This is a genomic window from Bacillus sp. AFS073361 (assembly GCF_002567005.1).
Classification (GTDB): domain Bacteria; phylum Bacillota; class Bacilli; order Bacillales; family Cytobacillaceae; genus Neobacillus.
In genome coordinates this window covers 1-2,387 of sequence record NZ_NUZU01000049.1, presented here as the reverse complement: position 1 = coordinate 2,387, position 2,387 = coordinate 1, and the positions used below count along the sequence as shown (strand labels likewise).

Sequence of the window (2,387 nt, the reverse complement as noted above, 5' to 3'; positions counted from 1 at the left end):
GTAAGCCCGAATTATAAAAAAATAAGCGTACCTTCCTGTACGCAGCACAAAGAGCCGTAAATTCAAATTTTTTTAATCGAATTACGGCTAATTTCATTTATTTACTAGATTCTTCCTGGATCAATTTTGACCAGGGCATGTACTGATCTAGAATTTCAGGGTTCTGATGGATTCCCAGATTTGGTAGATCCGTCAGAAGTTTCTTTAAGTATTCGTAGAAATCAACGCCATTACTTTTGGCAGTTTCTGCAATACTCAAACATATGGCATTCGCTTTTGCTCCGGCTTCACTCACACTAAATAGCCAATTCTTTCTTCCTAAAACGTTGGGACGGATGGCGTTTTCTGCAGGATTATTATCAATTTCAATACGTCCATCATTCAGGAATGCTTTGAGGCCATTTGCCCTGTTTAATGTGTATTCAGCTGCTTTCGCTAACGCATTTTTACCGTAGAATGGTGACTTTTCAACCCATTCAAAGAATTTATCTACTATTGGCTTTGAGTATTTTTGACGTTTTTTTCTTCGCTTACTCGGAGACAAATGTTTAAATTTCCTTTCGAGTCGATATAAATCGTCACAATAGCTCACACCAATTTGCCCATTCTTACTATCCGCTTTAAGCCAATAACGACGAACATGCGCCCAACAATTTGCGAAGGTAACGCCTTCTAATTTACCATAGGCGGAATAACCATCACAAATAATCGTTCCAGAAAAGCCTTCAATAAAACTTTCAAGGACAGATCGAGCCCGTGATAATGCGCTATGAAAGATAGTCATTGGTGGACCTTGGCATGGCACACTTCGAGCCACCCAATTGTAGGCGTTGGTTTGACCAGATTTCCCATCAGATCGGTAGAGGATTTGCCCATATGTTTCATCGACATGTAAAAGCGATTTATTCATCATCAAATCTTTCATCCGTAGATAAATAGGCAATAGCCAATCGTGTGATGCACGGATGACCCAATTCGAAAGATTTTTATCATTGGTACTCAGGCCATAACGATCCCATTCCTTAACCTGGCGATAAAGGGGTAAGTATTGTACAAATTTATCATAGATGACTTTGGCAAGTACGCTAGGACTTGCGATGCTGCGTTGAATAGGAGGCTGTTGTGCTTTACCACGTTTAATTTGCGCCTTTTGAGCTGCATCGCCTTTGCAACTTTTACATTCATACGCGTGTTCAATGTGTTGAATTTTCTTCATTTTTGCTGGAATAAATTCTGCTTCTTCACGTACGATTGTACTGCCAATTTCAATCATTTGTCCTTGGCAACAGTCACATTGCGTATTTTCCGGATGATAGTGGAATGCTTCTACTTCTATATCATCACGTAATGAATCATTTCGCTTTTTCTTTTTAATAGTTCGAACAACAGTATAAGAAATTGTCTGTTGGCTTTGTTCTTCTGTGTGCTCAGATTCGCTAAAAGAAGGGTCATCATCAAATAATGAAGACTGCCCATCTGGTGTGTTATATTTTGATTTCTCAGTTTTTGATCCATATAAAAGCTTAGTTAAATGACGCACTTGATCGGTTAACGCTTCGATCTGTTTCGATAATTCTTTATTTTGTTGATTCGAATGAGTCAATTGCTCTTCGAGCAGCCGAATTAATTTTTCGTATTGATTTTCATTTGTAGAAGAAGCGTTCGCCACATCATTCACCACTTTTCGTTCGGTCTAGTTCTTATTATTATAACTAGTTCGAACGGAGGAATAAAGATAAAATTAGTGGCCTTACGAATTTAAAACTCGCCTTTTGATGATGGTTGAATCGCCTTTGGCTGTTGGATCGATAACCCTTCAAGGAGCCAGCGTAACTCCTGTTGTGAAAGATTGCGTACTTCCTTTTCATCTTTGGGCCATTGGAGTTTGCCGTTATCCAAACGTTTATAGAGCATGGCGAATCCATCGCCGTCGAAATACAAACATTTATAACGATCCTTACTCCATCCTGCAAATAAGAAAATGGAATCACCATATGGATCCAATTCAAAGGAATCTTGAATCAGTGTGGCTAATCCATCAATGCCTTTTCTCATATCTGTTTTACCGCAAATGATGTAAATGTTTTTTACGCTTGTATAATCGTGTTTCACGGATTTTTCAACTCCCTCATGACCGTTTGAATGATGCGCTCATCGATGCCGTTGAAGAAGGAGATTTCAGCGTTGCCAGTTTTGATCGTACAAGTAGGATTTGAGGAAAGTGCTGCTGGAATTGTTGCAGCTGTAATATCGTTTTTAGGATGTAATGAAACGGGGACAATTGTAAGTTTTTGTTGTGGCATATGAAAAGCACCTCCTTAAATTGATAAGTTAATAGTACCGGAGGTGCTGCTATTTTTATATGCGTTGTTTGAATACGGGCTTAC

Annotated in this window: 3 protein-coding genes; all 3 read right to left on the bottom strand. The window is 38.9% G+C overall.

Annotated elements, in window-relative coordinates; all coding sequences use genetic code 11:
- Window positions 1–97: 97 nt before the first annotated feature.
- Window positions 98–1,669 (bottom strand): IS66 family transposase, encoded by a 1,572-nt coding sequence (gene tnpC / locus COJ96_RS24365; RefSeq protein ID WP_098576397.1) that lies wholly within the window; start codon window positions 1,667–1,669, stop codon window positions 98–100.
- An 89-nt stretch (window positions 1,670–1,758) separates the two neighbouring features.
- Complete coding sequence (gene tnpB / locus COJ96_RS24360) at window positions 1,759–2,112, bottom strand: IS66 family insertion sequence element accessory protein TnpB (protein WP_218936525.1); 354 nt, start codon at window positions 2,110–2,112, stop codon at window positions 1,759–1,761.
- Window positions 2,109–2,303 carry a hypothetical protein gene (locus COJ96_RS24355; RefSeq protein WP_098576396.1) on the bottom strand — a complete coding sequence of 65 codons (195 nt, stop codon included), beginning with the start codon at window positions 2,301–2,303 and terminating at the stop codon, window positions 2,109–2,111. Before COJ96_RS24355 ends, tnpB begins: the two co-directional genes overlap by 4 nt.
- Window positions 2,304–2,387: the final 84 nt, after the last annotated feature.